Source organism: Neisseria sp. P0021.S006, from assembly GCF_051956895.1.
In genome coordinates, this window is the sequence record NZ_JBQCWZ010000503.1 from 1 (window position 1) to 980 (window position 980).

The 980-nt window shown below is 49.7% G+C and carries 1 protein-coding gene; it reads left to right on the plus strand.

Annotation, left to right across the window (positions count from 1 at the left end; genetic code table 11):
* The coding region (locus ACTHUM_RS15290; protein WP_440403327.1) for a phosphoribosylformylglycinamidine synthase subunit PurQ at nucleotides 1-530 on the plus strand (530 nt) is incomplete at its 5' end.
* Nucleotides 531-980: the final 450 nt, after the last annotated feature.

Sequence of the window (980 nt, forward strand, 5' to 3'; positions counted from 1 at the left end):
ACCAATTTGCCGCCTTCTTTGCCGATCCGAACACGCTGACATTGGGCGTGTGCAACGGCTGTCAAATGGTCAGCAACCTTGCCGAGATTATCCCGGGCGCAGAGGCATGGCCTAAATTCAAACGCAACTTGAGCGAGCAGTTTGAAGCGCGCCTGAGCATGGTTCATGTTCCAAAATCCGCATCGCTGATTCTGAACGAAATGCAAGGCTCCAGCCTGCCTGTTGTGGTCAGCCACGGCGAAGGCCGCGCCGACTTCGCGCTTCACGGCGGCAAAATTTCAGACGGCCTCGGCATCGCTCTGCAATACGTCGACGGACAAAACCAAGTTACCCAAACCTACCCGCTCAACCCCAACGGCTCGCCGCAAGGCATTGCCGGCGTGACCAATGCCGACGGCCGCGTTACCATCATGATGCCCCACCCCGAACGCGTGTACCGCGCCGCGCAAATGAGCTGGAAACCGGAAGACTGGACGGAACTGTCCGGCTGGTACCGCCTCTTTGCCGGAGCAAGGAAGGCGTTGGGTTAACCGGCAGGCTGATTTGATTCGGCTTTAAAGAGAAAGGTCGTCTGAAAACGATTTAGCGCATTCTGCTATATCTGTTTTCAGACGACCTTTATATGTTCTTTTGCGTATAATACCGAACCAACCGCCGTCATTCCCGCGCAGGTGGAAATCCAGCCCCCTGCATTTCAGAAATACTCAAAGACTACTGTAAATTCAAGCTTCTGGATTCCCGCCTACGCGGGAATGACGGTCATAGGAAAATCAATGCATTACCCCAAATAATTAAATTAGAAAACTTAACTTTGATAGGAAGACTTAATGGCGAAAACAAAATATTCCGCACGGATCAATGGGGAACATATTGATGGAACGATAGAAATTATAAAAAGAATCGTCTTACATCTGCATGATATGGGCAAAACACAATTTAAGGTAAAAGATGTAGATGAACAGATTGAAGAACTAAAAAAC